The sequence below is a fragment of the Tepidiforma thermophila genome (genome assembly GCF_002563855.1).
Lineage (GTDB): Bacteria > Chloroflexota > Dehalococcoidia > Tepidiformales > Tepidiformaceae > Tepidiforma > Tepidiforma thermophila.
The window spans coordinates 1,534,747-1,551,779 of sequence record NZ_PDJQ01000001.1; the positions used below are offsets into that span (position 1 = coordinate 1,534,747).

The window sequence follows — 17,033 nt, forward strand, 5'->3', positions numbered from 1 at the left end:
TCCGGACTACGCCTGCTGCAATCCGGCAGCTCATCCCCCGGGAGGTGTCCATGGCCGGCAGGCTTAACGGCAGGGTCGCCATTGTCACTGGCGCCGGCTCCCAGACCGAAGGCATCGGCAACGGACGCGCTACGGCCGTGCTCTTCGCCCGCGAAGGCGCCCGTGTCCTGCTGGTCGACCGCCGCCTCGAGGCTGCCGAGCTCACCGCTCGCCTCATCGCCGAGGAGCACGGCGAGGCCGAGCCCTTTGCCGCCGACGTCACCAGCGAAGCCGCCTGCCGGGCCATGGTCGAACGCGCCCTCGGGCGCTGGGGCCGCCTCGACATCCTCGTCAACAACGTCGGCATCGGCATCGCCAAGCGCATCACCGAGGTCACGCTCGAAGAGTGGGAGCTCCAGATGCGAGTCAATGTCACCAGCATGGCTCTTGCCAGCAAGCACGCCATCCCGGCAATGCTCGCCACCGCGGGCGGCGGCGCAATCGTCAACATCTCCTCGATTGCCTCGCAGCGCGGACGCGGTCTGGCCCCGTATGCCGCATCCAAGGGCGCCGTCGAGGCCTTGACCCGCGCCATGGCCGCCGACCACGGCCGCGACGGCATCCGCGTCAACGCCATCGCGCCCGGCCCCGCCTACACGCCCATGGTTTCCGCCCGCGGCATGCCGGAATCAGTCCGCGAGGCGCGCCGCAAGTCAACCGCGCTTGGCATCGAAGGCACCGCCTGGGATATCGCATGGGCCGCCGTCTACCTCGCCTCTGACGAGGCCCGGTGGGTCACCGGAGTCGTCCTCCCGGTCGATGGCGGCGTCCTCGTGAACTGACCCCTGCGCGTTGCCGTTCCGACGGTCGAACTTCCCGGTATGAAGACTCGCGTCCTCGCGCTGCTGGTCGCCGTGTGTGCTGCCGCGGCCGGGCTCGTTGGTGCTCCACCGGCCTCCGCGCAGCAGGCGCAGGGGCTCGTCTCCGCCTCCGAAACGGTCTATCGCCTCGATACGCCCGCCGGCACGGTCCGCGTCCACGTCCGCGTCGAGTTCCTCAACCAGTCGCAGAACGGCATCACCGCCGTTCCTCTCTACATCCTCCCCCACGCGAGCGACCTTGCCATTACCCGCGACGGCGCTCCCGTCCAGTTCACGCTTGACCCAGGCGACGAAGCGGCGAAACGCACCGCCATCGCCACCGTCGCACTCCCGGAACCCCTCCAGCCGAAACGGCGCCTCACCCTCGAAGCCGCCTACACCCTCCCCAATACCTCCGGTCCCCTCATGACGCTCGAGCCCGGCCTCATTGAAGTGCCGTTCATCGGACAGGGGCCGGGTTCGTGGGTCTTCGTCGATGTCCCGAAGTCCGGTGACAACGTCCTCGACCCCGGCTGCCTCGTCGGCAAAGACCAGCCGTCCGAGGTGAAGAACGCCGGCCTCCAGCGCTGGGTCTGCGGCAACGTCTTCCTCATCGCCCTTTCGGCCGACGACCCCGATATCCTCGAGCGCTGCGCCGCCCTCGACGAACGTTGCCGCCAGCGGTTCGACCCCGGCGTTTTTTCCGCCTTCGCCCTGTCGGTCACCGACGAGACCCGCCGCGGCGTCCTTTCCGAGCCGGTAACCATGCCCGAAGGCCGCCAGGTCACGATGACCCTGAAGTTCTTCCGCCGCGATGCCGACTGGGCGGCCCGGCAGTTCGCCGTCGCAAAGCAGGCCTTCCCCGTCCTCGAATCGCTCTTTGGCTTCAAGTACCCCTATACCGACGTCACGATGCGGCAGTCCTACCACATTGCCGCTTACGGCATCGCGGGTGTCGCCTTCTCCGGCGTCGGGCAGGTGCTCCTCTCGCACGAAACCGGCGGCATCGACGACGAGGTCACCATCCACGAGCTCGCCCACCAGTGGGCCGGCAACACCCAGCTCGCCCGCCCCTTCCTCTGGGAGGGACTCGCCGAATGGGCCACCCGGGTCGTCGCTCCGCAGCTCGGCGTGGCCGTCCGCCCCACGGACTGGAAGTCGTATGGCATCAACGAGCCGCTCGCAACCTGGGGTTCGACCGCCGTCGGCGGCCCGGCCGCCTACTGGTACGGCCGCTCCGGCGATTTCTGGTTCGCCTACGAAGAAGCAATCGGCGGCCGCCAGAATATGACCGCCGTCCTCTCCCGCATCGATGACGAGCCCGCCCTCTGGCGCCTCAAAGAGGGCTGGTTCATGGACCAGGGCGAATTCCTCTCCGACCGCAACCTCGACCAGCTCTTCCTCGACTGGGTCTTTGTTCCTGAAACGGCAAAGCCGCTGCTCGCCGAGCGCCGCGCCGCCCACGACCTTGTCCGCGGGCTCCGCGGCCGCGCAGCCGAGGCCGGGCTCGGTTCCGGCATCCCCTCCGACATCTACAACAACCTGATCGCCTGGGTCTTCGGTCCGATCGCCGCCCAGGTCGCCCAGGCCGACACCATCATCGCTGCCTACCGCTCCGCCACTGAACTCGCCGCCGGGGCAGGCCTGGCGACCCCCGACGCCGTCGCCATATCGTGGGGCCGCGCACGGCTCTCCGAAACCGCCCGCCTGGTCGAGGACCAGCGCCAGGCCGTTATCGCCATCCAGGCCGCCGAATCCCAGCTCGCCGGCGAACCCGCCGATTCGCCCTTCCGCCAGGCCATCACGAAGGCCCGCGAGCTGTACGAACAGGGCGACTTCACCGGCGCGCGCGCCGCGGCCTCCGCGGGTGTCACCGGCCGCGTCAACGCCGACGCCGCGGCGAAACTCATCGCCCTCGCGAAGGAGAAGCAGGCGTCCTTCAGCCCCGGTTTCTTTGGCCGCGTCGGCATGCTCTTCGCCGACCCGGGGGCGAAGCTGCGCGCCGCCGAGGACGCCCTCGCTGCCGGCGACGGCACCCGCGCCCTGGAGCTCGCCCGCCAGGCCTACGACACCTGGGATGGCGCCGAAGCGCGCGGCATGCAGCGGCTCGCGCTGCTCACGTCGGTCATGGCGGCCCTGAGTTTCGGCGTCTGGGTTCTCCTCAAGCGCCTCGAACAGCCGCCCCCCGTCAAACCGCTCGGCAAGGGCCACTACCTCGAAGCCGAAGGCCGCCGCGGCAGCTGGCGCGACTGGGAAAACACCCCCGAGTAAGCCCCACCCTTCTCGCCTGTTCGTGCTCCCGGTACAGTCCAAACTGTGCCAGCCCAGTTCGATGCCATCGTAGTCGGCGCCGGGCCTGCCGGGAGCACCGCCGCACGCGAACTCGCCGCCGCGGGCGCGCGGGTCCTCGTCCTCGATAAGGCCGAATTCCCCCGTTACAAGGCCTGCGGCGGCGGCATCCCCCGCCGCACTTCCCGGCTCCTTCCGTTCCCCATCGACCCCGTCGTCGAAGACGAGGTGGCCCTCCTCGACATCTCCCTCCACGGCCGCTGCCGGTTCGTCCGCGACTCCGGCGAGCCGTTCGCCGCAATGGTTATGCGCGAGCGATTTGACACCCTCCTTCTCGACTACGCGCGCCGGGCCGGCGCCGAATTCCGCCCCCGCGCGGCCATCCGCGCGCTCGAACCGGACCCCACAGGCGTGACCGCCCGCGCCGAAGACGGCTTTTCCGCCCGCGCTGAAATACTCATCGCCGCCGACGGCGCCCACTCGCCGGTCGGCCGGATGGCCGGCCTCGGGACCGATCTGGCCGAGTGCGCCGCCTACGAGGTCGAAGTGCGTGCACCTGCAGCCCGGGTCCGCGCCAACCGCGCCACAGCGTTCATCGACCTGGGCTACCGCCCCTGGGGCTACGCGTGGCTCTTCCCAAAGGCCGAAGTCCTCTCCATCGGCATCGTCCTGCCCCCCGGACAGGCCGGTGAGATGAAGTCTCACGTCGCCGCCTACCTCCGCCGCCTCGGGCTCGACGGCGCGCCTGTCGACATCGCCCGCGGCCACAAAATTCGCTTCCGTCGCGGCCGCGAGCGCATCGCGTCCGAACGGGTACTCCTCGCCGGCGACGCCGCCGGCCTCGCCGACGAGTTCACTCAGGAGGGCATCTCCTACGCCATCGAGTCCGGGCGCATCGCTGCCCGCGCCGTCCTGCGGTCGCTCTCCTCGGGAGTACCGCTCCAGCGCTACCAGGACGACATTGACCGCGAGATCATGCCCGAGCTCCGCGCCGCCCGGGTGATTGCCCACATGTTCTACGGCATGCTCGGCCGATACCCCGGCCCCTGGATGCGCGCCACCCGCGCCATCCCGTACCTCTGGAGCGCCTTCTTCGCCGTCCAGCGCGGCGAATCCACCTACGCCCGCGAAGCTGCCCGCGTCCCGCTCCTTCCCGGCATCGCGGCCCGCCGCCTCGCCCGCCAGGACCGCGCCCGCTGATGGACCCCCGCGGCATCATCGCGCGCCTCGCGCCGGTCTACGGCATGCCCGTCCTCCAGCCGAGCGGCGACCCCCTCGCCGAGCTGGTCCTCACCATCCTCAGCCAGAACACCTCCGATACCAACAGCGGGCGCGCGTTCATCGCCCTGATGCGCAGCTTCCCGTCCTGGAAAGCCATCGCTGAGGCGCCGCTCGAGGAGGTGGTGCACGCGATCCAGCCCGGCGGGCTCGCCCGCCAGAAGGCCCCCCGCATCCAGGCCGCTCTGCGCGCCGTCGAGGCACGCTCGCCCGATTTCGACCTCGGCTTCCTCCGGGACCTCCCGCTCGAAGAGGCCCGCGCCTGGCTTCGTGCCCTCCCGGGGGTCGGACCCAAGACGGCCGCGTGCGTCCTCCTGTTCGCGCTCGGCCGCCCGGCGTTGCCCGTCGATACCCACGTCGAACGCGTCGCCAAGCGCCTCGGCCTCGTCCCTCCGTCTGCGACCGCCGACCGTGCCCACGACCTCCTCGAAGCGCTCGTCGATCCCGCTGACTACTACCCGTTCCACATGCTCCTCATCAAGCATGGGCGCCGCACCTGCTCGGCCCGCCGGCCTGCCTGCGAGCGCTGCCCGCTCATCGAGTGTCCCGCGCGCACGGCCGCCGTTGAGGACCCGGCTGCGCCCGCGTAGAGTCCGACCCGTGGAGTACCGCTGGCGCGTCCTGGCTGCCGTTGCCTTCGGCACCTACATGGCCACGATGGACTTCTCCATCGTCAACGTTGCGCTCCCCACCCTCGCCCGCGAGTTTGACCGCTCCCCCGATACCGTCGTCTGGGCCGCCCTCGTGTCCAGCCTTGTTGTCACCGGACTCACGCTCACCGCCGGCCGCGCCGGCGACCTCTACGGCCGGAAACGGGTCTACATCGTCGGCTGGGCCATCTTCACCATCGGCATGGCCCTCGCCAGCATCGCCCAGACCTTCGAACAGCTCGTGGCAATGCGGTTCATCCAGTCTGTCGGGGTGGCCCTCGCCATCGCCAACGGCAACGCCATCGTCAGCGAAGCCTTTCCCCCGGAGCAGCGGGGCCAGGCGCTCGGCACCACGGGAGCCGTCGTCGGCGCCGGCCTCATGTCCGGCCCGATCCTCGGCGGCCTCATCCTCGAAGCCTTCTCCTGGCACGCCATCTTCGCCCTCCGCGTGCCGATTGGCATCGTCGCGCTCCTGCTCGCATGGCTGGTCATCCGCCCCTCCGCGCCCGCAGCCGCCGTCAGCGGTCGCCGCATGGACGTGCCCGGCGCCCTCGCCCTGTTCATCACCCTCAGCGCCTTCCTCGTCGCGGTCAACCGCGGACAGGCCTGGGGCTGGACCTCCGCCCCAATTCTCGGCCTCGGAGCTGCCGGGGTGGTCGCTTTCGTTGCCTTCCTCCGGGTCGAGGCGCGCACGCCCAGCCCCGTCGTTGCGCTTTCCCTTTTTCGCATACGGGCCTACTCGGTCGGTGTCAGCAGCCTGGCCCTCAACTTCGCCGGCCAGTCCGCCGTCACCTTCCTCCTGCCGTTCTACCTCCAGGAGGTCAAAGGCTACTCCACCGGGCGGGTCGGGCTCATCGTTGCCACCGTTCCCCTCATGATGCTGCTCCTTTCGCCGCTCAGCGGCCGAATCAGCGACCGCCACCGCGTCACGCACCAGGCCACGCTCGGCATCGCCCTCGTGTCGCTCGGGCTCCTCTCGCTCGCCACCATCACCGCCGAAACCTCCGCGCTCGGCATCGTCGCGCGGCTCGCCATCGTCGGCATCGGCACCTCGATCTTCATGTCGCCGAACAGCGCCACCATCATGAACAGCGTGCCGCCTGACCGGCTCGGCACCGCCTCGGCGAGCGTCGCGACGGCCCGCAACATCGGCAACGCGGTCGGCCTCGCGCTCGCCAGCGCGGTCCTTGTCGCGGTCGCCACGGCCTCCGCAGGCTACCGCCCTGAGCGCATTGCCGACCTGCCCGAAGCAGCCATCGTCGCCGGCGTCCGTGCGGCCTTCCTCGTCGCCGGGTTCGCCGCAGCGGCCGCCATCGTCGCATCCCTCTTCCGCGGCGAGCGCCGCGCACCGCTCGCATCATCGCCCGTCGCCCTCCGCGACCCGCTCGAGAAATCCGCACCCTGAAGCACTGGAGGTCCCATGGAACGCCGTTTTGAAGGGAAAGTCGCCGTGATCACTGGCGCAGCCGGTGGGATCGGCCGCGCCGCCGTCGAGCGCTTCGCGCAGGAGGGCGCCAGCATCGTCGCGGTGGACCTGCCCGGCACCGCGCTCGACGAAGTCGCCGCCGCTGCCGAAGCCATGGGTGCGCGCGCCGTCGCCGTCCCCGCCGATGTCACCCGCTCGGCCGATGTCGAACGGTACGTCGCCGCCGCCCGCGACCGCTTCGGACGCATCGATGCCTTCTTCAACAACGCCGGCATCGAGGGCTGGATTGGGCCCATGCTGAACTACCCCGAGGACCAGTTCGACCGCGTGCTCGCGGTCAACGTCAAAGGCGTCTGGCTCGGCATGAAGTACGTCGCCCCGGTCATGGCCGCGAACGGCGGCGGGGTCATTGTCAACACCGCCTCGGTCGCCGGCCTGAGCGGCACGCCGGGCATCATCGCTTACGGTGCGAGCAAGCACGCCGTCGTCGGGATGACGAAAACTGCTGCTCTTGAGCTTGCCCCCATGCGCATCCGGGTCTGCGCCGTCTGTCCGTCGCCGATTGAAACGCGCATGATGCGCGCCCTCGAACGCGGCATCAACCCCGACGAGCCCGAAGCGGTCCACCAGCAGCTCGCAGCCACCAACCCGCTCGGGCGCTACGGCGAACCCTCAGAAGTTGCTGCCCTCGTCGCCTTCCTCTGCAGCAGCGACGCCAGCTACCTCACCGGGACGATTATCCCCGTTGACGGCGGCCGCATGGCCCGCTGACTGGAGAACTGGCCCTCCGCCGCCGATTCTCCCGGTGTGAAGGGCGCGGGACCGGCCATCGAGTGCGAGGCAGTCTCCCGTCGTTTCGGGGAGCGCCTCGCCCTCGATCGCCTCACCCTCTCCGTCGAACGCGGCGAAGTCCTCGGCCTGCTCGGCCCGAACGGCTCGGGCAAAACAACCACCCTCCGCATCCTCGCCACCCTCCTCCAGCCCCACGCCGGCACCGCTCGCATCCTCTCGTGGGATGTCGCCCGCCAGCCGATGGAGGTGCGCCGCAGCATCGGCGTCATGCCCGAGCGTCCCAGCCTCTACGACCGCCAGACCGTCGAGGCCAACGTCCGTTTCTGGGCCGAAGCCCACCAGCTGCCCGACGCCGCAATTGCCGTCGCGCGCGCCCTCGCCTTCGCCGGCGTCGCCGACCGTCGCGAGGACCTCGTCGGCAGTCTCTCGAAAGGGCTGAAGCAGCGCGTCGCCCTCGCCCGCGCGATTGTCCACCGGCCTCCCGTGCTGTTGCTGGATGAGCCCTCGAGCGGTCTCGACCCCTCTGCGGCCGCGGCCATGGAGGGGCTCATCCGCGACCTCGCCCGCGAGGGGACCGCAGTCCTGCTGAACACGCACCGGCTCGCCGAAGCCGAGCGCCTCTGCGACCGCGTCGCCATCCTCCGCGAAGGCCGCCTCCTCCAGCTGGGGACGCCCCTGCAGGTCCGCGCTGCCCTCCTCGGCCACATCGTCGAAGTCGAACTCGCCGGCGTCGTGGATGCGCCCGTCCGTCGCGCCGTAGAGTCCTTCCCCGCAGTCCGTGAAGTCTGGTGGGGTGCCTCGGCCCTCCGCTGCCGCCTGCTCAACGCCGAGCGCGACACCCCCGACCTCGTTGCCCGGCTCGTCAGCGCCGGCGCCCGGATCGTCGCCGTCCGCCCCGCCGGCGACCTCGAACGGGCCTACCTCGAACTGATGAGCCAGCCGCTCCCCGGGAGCCTCGCCGCATGAGCCTGCTGACCATCCAGCCGCCCGTCCGCGCCCTCGCCCGCAAAGAGCTCCGCGAACTCCGCCGCCACCGCATGATCGTCCTGACCGCCACCATCCTGCCGGTCGCCTTCCTGGTGCTCCCCGTGCTCAACCTGCTCTTCTACGACCCAGCGCGGGCGATCGGCGGCCCCGACTTCGCCGTCGGACAGGCGATGTTCTGCTTCTTCCTGGCACCGGTCATCATGCCTGCAACCATGGCCGCCTACAGCATCATCGGCGAGCGCGACCAGGGCACGCTCGAACCGCTCCTCACCCTCCCCCTCTCCGACCGGCAGCTCCTCGCCGGCAAGGTTATCGCCATCCTCCTCCCGACCCTCGCCGCCTCCTTCGGCATCTTCATCCTGTACATGGCCATTGTGGCCGCAATCGTCGAACCGCCCGTTCGCGGGCCGGCGCTCGACCCGGCCTGGCCGCTCGGCATGCTCCTTGCGGCCCCGCTCCTCGCGCTCTTCTCGACCATGACCGGGCTCTTCTTCTCCGCCCGCTCGAAGGACGTGCGCATCGCCGAGCACCTGAGTGGGCTCATCCTCCTCCCGTCGATGCTCCCGGTTCTTCTCGTCGTCACGCGGACCATCGAACCATCGCTCCTCACGTGGCTGACCATGGCGGTGGTACTCGCTGCCATCGACGCTGGACTCTGGCGGTTGGTTGTGCGCGCCTTCGACCGGGAGCGCGCCATCAGCACCATCTGACCCCCGGCTCCCGTCCGCCGGCGGCCTTTCCGGCACGACGGCTCCCCGCCATGTTGGCTGAGGTCGCCTATCTCCCCCGCACCACCAGGACCGGCCGCCCGCTGTCGCGGATCACCTCCTCGGCAACACTCCCTGCCAGAAGGTGAGAGAGCCCGGAACGCCCGTGGGTGGCCATCGCGATCACGTCGACGTCCAGCTCGTTCGCCAGCTCGATGATCGCCTTCGCCGTGTGGTGCGACCACTCGATGTGGACGTGGGTGTCCGTCCCGGGCAGCTCCCGCCTGGCAACCTCCTCGAGCTTCTCACGCCATTCGATCGACTTCCGGGCGATCGCTTCCCCGTGGCTCTCAATGAGCCGCGGGGCCGGGATCCGGATGGTTGCGGTCCCAACCGCCGCCCCGAGCGGCTCCGTGACCGGCCGCTCCATGCGTCCCCGCACGGCCTGGGGGTCCAGCACCGTGACCAGGTGCAGTGCGATCCCGGGCGCCATCTCCGCCAGGCGGCGCACCGCCGGCATGATCGCCAGGGCCGTCTCGCTGCCGTCGAGGGGAACCAGTGCACGCATCGTCCTTCCTCCGTGTGCCGACTGCCGGGATTCTGCCCCCCAGGGGCAGGCCTGCCGATGGCCATTCGGCCCCATCGCCGCGGTCCAGCGGCACCAAATGTCAACATTTCGTTATTTCGGCAAATTTCGTGCCTCACCCGCTTGCGCCAGGGGCTTAGCAGGTGCTAAACAACAGGTGGGTCGCGCTGGATGTCGTGTCCGCTCCACACATCCACCGGCCCTATTTTTATGCCTCCGCGCGCTGGCCCACACGGCCCCCGCTGCTACACTCCACACCGATGAAGACGCGCGTCATCTCCGCCACCCTCGTCGCCCTCCTCCTCGCCACTGCGCTCGTCGTCCCGGCAGCCGCGGATGATGGCCACGGTTCGCCCGACCCAATGGTCCAGTCTGGCGGCGCCGGCGTTGACGTCCTCCCGGTCGTCCTGTGGTCCCTGGCCGGTGTCGCGGTCTTCTCCGTGGTCCTCGGTGTCCTCTACCTGCTGAAAAGGCAGGTGGGCGGCTTCCCCGAGAATCCCGAATGGGTCGCCCCGATCTCCATCATGCGTTCACGCGACCTGCCGGCCGATGACGACGCCCACGGTCACGGCGACGCCCACGGCGGCCACGCCGCCCCGGCGCACTGACGAGCCGCCCGGAAGCACACGGTACAGGCCCCGGCCAACATGGCCGGGGCCTCGTCTTTGAAGGCGCTCCCGCCCGGGGTTCCCCTCCGGTCTACGTCAGCTTCAGCGACAACGTCTGCGCAAGGTCGAGGTGAATTCCCGGCCCCATCGTCGTCGTCAGCGTCGCACTCCGGATGTACTGCCCCTTCGCCTCCTTCGGCTTGGCAGCATTCACCGCCTCGATCACGGCAGCCATATTCTCCTTCAGCTTCTCGTCCTCAAAGCTCACCTTGCCGAGCGGCACGTGGATGTTCGCGAGGCGGTCAAGCCGGAATTCGACACGGCCCTGCTTCGCTTCCTGGACCGACTTGGCGATGTCCTCCGCGCCGACAACCGTCCCCGAGCGCGGGTTCGGCATCAGGCCGCGCGGGCCGAGGATGCGGCCGAGCCGCCCCACCTTGCCCATCATCTCGCGGGTCGCAATCGCGACGTCGAAGTCGAGGAATCCGCCCTCGATCTGCTTGATGAGGTCATCGCTCCCGACATAATCCGCACCCGCCTCGCGCGCTGCCGCCGCGGCTTCCCCTTCGGCAAACACCAGCACGCGCATCACCTTGCCGAGCCCATGCGGCAGCACCGTCGAGCCGCGGATCTGCTGCTCAGCATGGCGCGGGTCCAGGCCCGTCTTGATGTGGAGCTCCACCGTCTCGTCGAAGCGTGCCGGGTGGATCTCCTTCGCCAGGGCAATCGCTTCGTCAACACCGTAAAACCGCGACTTGTCGACCTTGGCGGCGGCTTCGCGGTACCGCTTCCCGTGCTTCGGCATTAGTCGACCACCTCGATGCCCATGCTCCGCGCCGTCCCTTCGATGATGCGCATCGCCTCTTCGATGGAGTTCGCATTCAGGTCCGGCAGCTTGGTCTCCGCAATCTTGCGGATGTCCTCCACGGTCACCCGGCCCACTTTGTTGAGCCGCGGATTGCCGCTCCCTTTCTCAATGCCCGCGGCCCGCCGGAGCAAATCGGCCGCCGGCGGCGTCTTCAGCACGAAGGTGAACGAGCGGTCCTCGTAGACCGTCAGCTGGGCCGGGATGATCAGCCCGATCTTGTCCTGCGTCCGAGCGTTGTACTCTTTGCAGAACTCCATGATGTTCACGCCGTGCTGGCCCAGCGCAGGGCCGACCGGCGGCGCCGGGTTCGCCTTCCCGGCGGGCAGCTGCAGTGTCAACACTGCCCGGACTTTCTTCGCCAACGGAGTCTCCTTGTGTTCAAGCGGCGCAGGTCGCGCCTCCACGAGTCCCGCCCCTGCAGAGCGGGCCAACTACCAAGTATCGCGCCGTCCCGCCTCTCGAACAATCACCCGTCCCGTGCCCCGACCGTCCTTCGCGCGCGGCAAACCGTTTGCCGTCGGTAAACCTCGATTTACCGGAAAGACAGCTTCCCCGAATCGCCCTCGTGCGTATACTCCCCGAATCGCCCATCCGTGTTCGATAGGCCCGATGAGCGCTATCGACGCGGGGCGACACCAGCAAGGGGGGATTCTTCATCTCAATGTCCGACAACTACTGGACCAGAAAGCTGGCCCGCCAGGGCATCAGCCGGCGCCGTGTCCTCGGCGGCGCCGCAACCGCAGGCATCGGAGCGGCAGCCCTCGGCCTCGTCGGCTGCGGCGACGATGACGACGATACCGGCAGCGGCTCCTCGACCGCGCCCGCCGGTACCGGGTCGCCCGCCGCAAGCCCGACCTCGGCGGCGCAGACCCCGCAGAAGGGCGGCGTCGCCCGCTTCGTCTCCGCCAACAACACGTGGGACACCTTCGACGTCGATCGCAGCCGCTTCTCGCCGGTCGCCTGGCTCATGGGCATGACCAACCTTGGGGTCACCCAGTGGAAGAGCTTCACCAAAGCCGAGCTCGAAGGCGGCCTCGCTGAGAAGTGGGAGCAGCCCGACCCCAACACCATCGTCTTCACCATCCGCTCCAACGTCTTCTGGCACGATAAGCCGCCCGTGAACGGCCGCCAGGCGAACGCCGAAGACGTCGCCTTCTTCATCAACCGCAACAAGAACGGCAAGCTCCTCGACGGCACCGACGACCCCAACTTCTACCGCAAGTCGGCCTTCCAAAATGTCGATAAGGTCGAAGTCGTCGACAGCAAGACCGTCCGCGTGACCTTCTCGAAGCCCGACCCCTTCTTCCTCACAACCCTCGCCGGCTCCTACGCCAAGGTCCAGGCCCCTGAAGCCGTCCGCGCCTTCGAAAAGGACTACGCCAACATGAAGGCCGACCTCGTCATCGGGACCGGCGCATTTGTGCTGAAGAAGTGGTCCGCCGAGGGCGACTCCGAATGGGTCCGCCATGAGAAGTTCCACACCCAGGTCAACTGGGATGGCGTCAAGTGGCTCCCGCTCTTCACCGACCAGTCGGCCCAGCAGGCTGCCTTCGAGCAGAAGCAGCTCGATGCCTTCACCCCAACCCAGAACCAGGTCATCCACGACCTCCTCAAGCGGTACGAAGGCCAAATCCACGAGGTCAAAATCTTCAGCGGCAACCCCCAGGCCGGCACCTACTACGGCGGCGCCGCCCCGTGGAACAACCCGAACCTCATCGGCGCCATCTTCCGCGCCTTCGACCGCCGCGCCATCATCCAATCGCTCCTCCAGGGCAAGGCCGTCCTCTCGGGGAACGTCCCGCCGACCCAGGCGGCCTTCGCCATCACCGAGAAAGAGCTCATCACCTACCCCGGCTACCTTGAGGACCGCGCGAAGGAAGAGGCCGAGGCGAAGAAGATGTGGGAAGCCGGCGGCGGTCCCGCCCTTGGGGACATCATCGTCGACATCCCCGACATCTGGGAGGGCCTCTACTCCGGCGGCGCCGCCCTCATCACCAACCAGCTCAAGAAGGTGCTGGGCAACAACTTCGTTGCCAAGATCGAGCCCTACGCAACCATCACCGGCAAGATCGTCAAGCAGGAGTACGGCAACGGGAAGAACAACATCTGGTTCGGCTGGATCACCGAGGTGTCCGATCCCGAGCCCACGCTCCTGAACTACCTCCAGTACAACTCGAGCCAGCCGCAGTTCCAGCAGTTCGGCGTCAAGATCGACAAGGTCGACCAGCTCACCGCCCAGGCCGTGGTCGAGTTCGACATCGCCAAGCGCCAGGAGCTCTCCAAAGAGGTCATGCGCGAGCTCATCAAGAACTACGGCGCCGGCATCCCGTACACCCTGGTCGCCGTCAACTCGTCCCTCCGCTGGAACTACCTCAAGTACCCTGAGGCCGTGGCCTTCGTCCAGCAGCACCAGTACGGCACTCAGTGGTGGTTCGACCAGACCGACCCGACCTGGCAGGGCCGGCCGGCCTAGCAACAACTCGCTCCGCTGCGGGCCGAGACGCGGTACAATCCGCGCTCGGCCCGCAGTGCACGTTCACAGGGAGAAGGGGGACACCGAGAGTGAGGACGTACATTCTCCGCCGGGTAGTGGTGAATATCCCGGTCATCTGGCTCGTCGCCACGCTCGTCTTTTTCGCCACAAGCGTTCTGCCCGGCGATTTCGTGGCCCAGCGCATCGCTGCCCAGGACCCGACCTCGACCGACCCGGCGCTCCGCCAGGCGCAGATCGACGCCGTCCGCAAAGACCTCGGCCTCGATAAGCCGGTTGTCCAGCGCTACTTCATCTACCTCGGGAACCTCCTCCGCGGCGACTTCGGCATCTCCTACCAGACGCGCGAGTCCGCCCTCCAGGGCATGAAAGAGGGATTGCCGTACTCCCTCCAGCTGGCGCTCATGTCGCTCGCAATCTCCATCCTCACCTCCATCCCTATCGGCATCATCTCGGCCATCCGCCAGGACTCCATCGTCGATTACGTCCTGCGCGTCTTTGCCATCCTCGTCCTCGCCATGCCCAACTTCTGGATTGCAACCATGGCGCTCCTCTACGTCATACGGTGGAGCCTCTGGGAGGTGCCCATCAGCACCGCCCCCTTGCTCTGGGAAGACCCCGCTGCCAGTCTGCGCCTCTTCATCATCCCCGCCGTCGTCGGCGGGCTCGCCTCCGGCGCGGGCGTCATGCGCCTCCTCCGCTCCCAAATGCTCGAAGTGCTCCGCCAGGACTACATCCGCACCGCCTGGGCCAAAGGCCTCCGCGAACGCGTCGTCATCATCCGCCACGCGCTCAAAAACGCCCTGGTTCCCGTCGTGACCGTGCTCGGTCTCTCTTTTGCGGGGCTCCTCTCCGGCAACGTCGTCTTTGAGAACCTGTTTGCCATCCCTGGGGTCGGCAGGCGCATTCTCGCAGCCATCGTCGCCCGCGACGTGCCCGTTGTGCAGGCCTTCGTCCTCGTCATCGCCACCTTCGTCGTCTTCGTCAACCTCGCGATCGACCTCCTCTACGGTGTCCTCGATCCGCGCATCCGGTACTCCTAGGAGAAGCTGCCATGGCCCAGGAACAGGCAATCCTCGATCGCCCCGGCACCCTCGGTATGCCGCGCAGCCTCAGCGACCGCCCGATGCTCGTTCGGGCGCTCGTCCATATCGGCCGCTTCTTCCGCTATAAGCCCCTCGGCGGCGTGGGGGTCTTCATCATTGCCCTCTGTGTCTTCGCCGCCCTCTTTGCCGACGTCGTCGACCGCTACGACCCGGAGGCGATCTTCAAAGCTCCCAACCCGGAGTACGATCCCGAGCTCGCCGAAAAGGCGCTCATTGACCCCACCGTCCGCCTGCAGTACCCGCCCGAAAAACTCGAAAAAAACGACATCCCCATCAAGTTCGGCGGCCCCACCGCCGACCACTGGCTCGGTACCGATGGACTTGGCCGCGACCTCTACTCGCGTATCGTCCATGGTTCGCGCACGGCCCTCTACGTCGGCCTCGGCGCTGCCCTCATCGCCACGATTAGCGGAACCATCGTCGGTCTCGCCAGTGCCTACTTCGGCGGCTTCGTCGATTTCTTCATCCAGCGCATCGTCGATACGCTCCAGGCCTTCCCGCCGCTCGTCCTGCTCCTGCTGTTTGGCCAGGTCGTCGCAAACCCCACACTCACCGTGAACACCATTGCGCTCGGCATCTTAGGCACCGCCAGTTCCGCCCGTGTTGTGCGAAGTGCCGTGCTTGCCGTGCGCGAAGAGGTCTACGTGCTTGCCGCCCGCACCATCGGCGCCAGCGACCTCCGCGTGATGATGCGGCACATCTTCCCCAACATCACGGCGCCGATCATCGTCACGTTCACCAGCTCGATCGGCATCTACATCCTCGTCGAAGCCACGCTCGCCTTCCTCGGGCTGGGCGACCCAACGCGCATCTCCTGGGGCAAGATGGTCGAGGAAGGCCGTCGGAACGGTCCGTCCGACCCCTGGATGGCCTTCATCGTCGGCATGGCCCTGACAATGGTCGTTCTCGGCTTCAACCTGGCGGGAGACGCACTTCGCGACGTCCTCGACCCGCGCCTCCGGGGCCGCGGAGGCCGCGCCGGCTTCTAACAGGCCGGTCGCGATCTCCCGGCGGTGGCGCCCGCGCAGTGGATGCCGCAACGCCCTCCCGGGGCCTCACCCGGCGCCCTTCCGGCGCAAACCCCCTCCTGGCGCAGAGTCGCACACATCAAAAAAGCAACCGCCCCGGCCGATTCCGGCCGGGGCGGTCTGGCGTGCTACAGACGGCGGCCCACAAGGGGCACCGTGCGCTCTCGCTTAGACCCGTTCCACCTGGAGGAAGTCCAGCTCCACCGGGGTCTCCCTCCCGAACATGTTGACGATGACCTTCACGCGGCCCTTTTCCGTGTTGATCTCGTCCACAACGCCAACGAAATCCTCGAACGGGCCGTCAACGATGCGCACCGACTGTCCCGGCTGGAAGGCCACCCGGACGCGCGGCTGCTCCATGCGCATCGCGCGGAGGATATGGTTCACCTCCTCCTGCGACAGCGGCACCGGCCGCGTGCCCGAGCTGACGAACCCCGTCACGCCGGTCGTATTGCGAATGAGGTGCCACGCTGCATCCGAAGCGGGGTCGCCCTCTTTTAGCTCAATGGTCTGCACCAGCACATAGCCGGGGTAGAGCTTCCGCTTCACGGTCCGCCGCTGGCCGTCGCGGATTTCAATTTCATCCTCCGTAGGGACAACCACATGGAAGATCTTGTCGCCGGCGTCCATGCGCTCCACCGTCGCTTTGATGGCGTTGCGCACCTTGTTCTCGTGCCCGCTGTACGTGTGCACGAAGTACCACTTCCGCCCGGGCGCGTTGATCTCCTCGTCGGTGAGCTGCTCCTGCTCGAGTTCGTCCTCAGTCTTGCGGCGCCGCGCCGGCCGCTTCGCGGGCTGGCTGGGACTGATGCCGGAGAGCGCAGTAATCGGCTTCTGTTCGTCGGTCATCGTTAGAAGAACAGCCTCTCGATGATCCAGCCGAAGAGCAGGTCCACCGCTCCCAGGAACAGCCCCATCACCACCGCAACGATGGCGACCACAATCGTCAGGTAGCGCGTCTCCTGGAACGACGGCCAGGTCACCTTCCGCAGCTCGGCAATAATATCGGCGACGAAGCGCGGCTGGAGCCGCTTCAAAAACCCAAACGGGCTGCGCTTCGGCGTCTCAGGCCGCGCGATAGGCCCTGGCGCCGCCGGGGGCCGCGGAAGCGACGGCCGGGTAGCCGGGCGCGGGCTTTCGGCTGGCTGGGAATCGCCCGGCGCTGCGGTCGCCGCGCGCCGGCGTTGTGCTCGTGCCATGGACGTTACCGCGTCTCCCTGAAGAGGACGTGCTTCCGCAGCCCTGGGTGGTACTTCTTGAGCTCAAGCCGGCCCGAATCGTTCCGGCGGTTCTTCTGGGTCGTGTACCGGTACACCGGCCCCTCCGTGCTCTGGAGGTGGATGATAATCCGGTCCCCCTTGTTCTTCGCCATATGGCT

General features: G+C 68.1%; 18 protein-coding genes. 12 read left to right on the top strand and 6 right to left on the bottom strand.

Features of this window, described 5'->3' with window-relative positions:
• The first annotated feature begins 50 nt into the window (after positions 1–50).
• Genes A9A59_RS07420 through A9A59_RS07455 form a run of 8 tightly spaced genes read left to right on the top strand, consistent with a single transcriptional unit; the run spans position 51 to position 8,971 of the window.
• Positions 51–821 (top strand): SDR family NAD(P)-dependent oxidoreductase, encoded by a 771-nt coding sequence (locus tag A9A59_RS07420; protein ID WP_098503674.1) that lies wholly within the window; start codon positions 51–53, stop codon positions 819–821.
• A 39-nt stretch (positions 822–860) separates the two neighbouring features.
• On the top strand, positions 861–3,110 hold the full coding sequence (locus tag A9A59_RS07425; RefSeq protein WP_098503675.1) for a gluzincin family metallopeptidase: 2,250 nt from the start codon (positions 861–863) through the stop codon (positions 3,108–3,110).
• A 45-nt stretch (positions 3,111–3,155) separates the two neighbouring features.
• Complete coding sequence (locus A9A59_RS07430; RefSeq protein ID WP_098503676.1) at positions 3,156–4,328, top strand: geranylgeranyl reductase family protein; 1,173 nt, start codon at positions 3,156–3,158, stop codon at positions 4,326–4,328.
• On the top strand, positions 4,328–4,996 hold the full coding sequence (locus tag A9A59_RS07435; RefSeq protein WP_098503677.1) for an endonuclease III domain-containing protein: 669 nt from the start codon (positions 4,328–4,330) through the stop codon (positions 4,994–4,996). Before A9A59_RS07430 ends, A9A59_RS07435 begins: the two co-directional genes overlap by 1 nt.
• Before the next feature lie 10 nt (positions 4,997–5,006).
• Positions 5,007–6,461 carry an MFS transporter gene (locus tag A9A59_RS07440; RefSeq protein ID WP_165772570.1) on the top strand — a complete coding sequence of 485 codons (1,455 nt, stop codon included), beginning with the start codon at positions 5,007–5,009 and terminating at the stop codon, positions 6,459–6,461.
• A gap of 15 nt (positions 6,462–6,476) precedes the next feature.
• On the top strand, positions 6,477–7,253 hold the full coding sequence (locus tag A9A59_RS07445; protein WP_098503679.1) for an SDR family NAD(P)-dependent oxidoreductase: 777 nt from the start codon (positions 6,477–6,479) through the stop codon (positions 7,251–7,253).
• Positions 7,254–7,289: 36 nt separating this feature from the next.
• On the top strand, positions 7,290–8,240 hold the full coding sequence (locus A9A59_RS07450) for an ABC transporter ATP-binding protein (RefSeq protein ID WP_106427068.1): 951 nt from the start codon (positions 7,290–7,292) through the stop codon (positions 8,238–8,240).
• The gene (locus A9A59_RS07455; protein ID WP_098503681.1) at positions 8,237–8,971 is read left to right on the top strand and encodes an ABC transporter permease subunit; all 735 of its coding nucleotides are present in this window, start codon (positions 8,237–8,239) and stop codon (positions 8,969–8,971) included. Before A9A59_RS07450 ends, A9A59_RS07455 begins: the two co-directional genes overlap by 4 nt.
• 67 nt (positions 8,972–9,038) lie before the next feature.
• Here A9A59_RS07455 and A9A59_RS07460 read toward each other — a convergent pair whose 3' ends face one another.
• Complete coding sequence (locus A9A59_RS07460; RefSeq protein WP_165772571.1) at positions 9,039–9,536, bottom strand: universal stress protein; 498 nt, start codon at positions 9,534–9,536, stop codon at positions 9,039–9,041.
• A 278-nt stretch (positions 9,537–9,814) separates the two neighbouring features.
• On the opposite strand from A9A59_RS07460, the gene A9A59_RS07465 reads away from it, so the two are divergent.
• On the top strand, positions 9,815–10,162 hold the full coding sequence (locus tag A9A59_RS07465) for a hypothetical protein (RefSeq protein WP_098503683.1): 348 nt from the start codon (positions 9,815–9,817) through the stop codon (positions 10,160–10,162).
• A 91-nt stretch (positions 10,163–10,253) separates the two neighbouring features.
• Here A9A59_RS07465 and rplA read toward each other — a convergent pair whose 3' ends face one another.
• Together rplA and rplK are read right to left on the bottom strand one after the other, a co-directional pair.
• Positions 10,254–10,967, bottom strand: a complete 714-nt coding sequence (gene rplA, locus A9A59_RS07470) for a 50S ribosomal protein L1 (RefSeq protein ID WP_098503684.1) — start codon at positions 10,965–10,967, stop codon at positions 10,254–10,256.
• Positions 10,967–11,392 carry a 50S ribosomal protein L11 gene (rplK, locus tag A9A59_RS07475; protein WP_098503685.1) on the bottom strand — a complete coding sequence of 142 codons (426 nt, stop codon included), beginning with the start codon at positions 11,390–11,392 and terminating at the stop codon, positions 10,967–10,969. The genes rplA and rplK overlap by 1 nt, the downstream gene beginning before the upstream one ends.
• 299 nt (positions 11,393–11,691) lie before the next feature.
• On the opposite strand from rplK, the gene A9A59_RS07480 reads away from it, so the two are divergent.
• The 3 genes from A9A59_RS07480 (at position 11,692) to A9A59_RS07490 (ending at position 15,616) form a co-directional block, all read left to right on the top strand.
• The gene (locus A9A59_RS07480; RefSeq protein WP_098503686.1) at positions 11,692–13,503 is read left to right on the top strand and encodes an ABC transporter substrate-binding protein; all 1,812 of its coding nucleotides are present in this window, start codon (positions 11,692–11,694) and stop codon (positions 13,501–13,503) included.
• Positions 13,504–13,592: 89 nt separating this feature from the next.
• On the top strand, positions 13,593–14,564 hold the full coding sequence (locus A9A59_RS07485; RefSeq protein ID WP_133117546.1) for an ABC transporter permease: 972 nt from the start codon (positions 13,593–13,595) through the stop codon (positions 14,562–14,564).
• An 11-nt stretch (positions 14,565–14,575) separates the two neighbouring features.
• The gene (locus tag A9A59_RS07490; protein WP_098503688.1) at positions 14,576–15,616 is read left to right on the top strand and encodes an ABC transporter permease; all 1,041 of its coding nucleotides are present in this window, start codon (positions 14,576–14,578) and stop codon (positions 15,614–15,616) included.
• A 207-nt stretch (positions 15,617–15,823) separates the two neighbouring features.
• Here the strand turns inward: A9A59_RS07490 and nusG are convergent, their stop codons facing one another.
• The 3 genes from nusG to rpmG form a co-directional block, all read right to left on the bottom strand.
• The gene (nusG, locus tag A9A59_RS07495; protein ID WP_423242396.1) at positions 15,824–16,378 is read right to left on the bottom strand and encodes a transcription termination/antitermination protein NusG; all 555 of its coding nucleotides are present in this window, start codon (positions 16,376–16,378) and stop codon (positions 15,824–15,826) included.
• A gap of 128 nt (positions 16,379–16,506) precedes the next feature.
• On the bottom strand, positions 16,507–16,692 hold the full coding sequence (gene secE / locus A9A59_RS14090) for a preprotein translocase subunit SecE (RefSeq protein WP_165772572.1): 186 nt from the start codon (positions 16,690–16,692) through the stop codon (positions 16,507–16,509).
• 167 nt (positions 16,693–16,859) lie between these two features.
• Entirely contained in the window at positions 16,860–17,027 is a 168-nt protein-coding gene (gene rpmG / locus A9A59_RS07505; protein ID WP_098503691.1) for a 50S ribosomal protein L33, read from the bottom strand.
• Between the last annotated feature and the right edge of the window lie 6 nt (positions 17,028–17,033).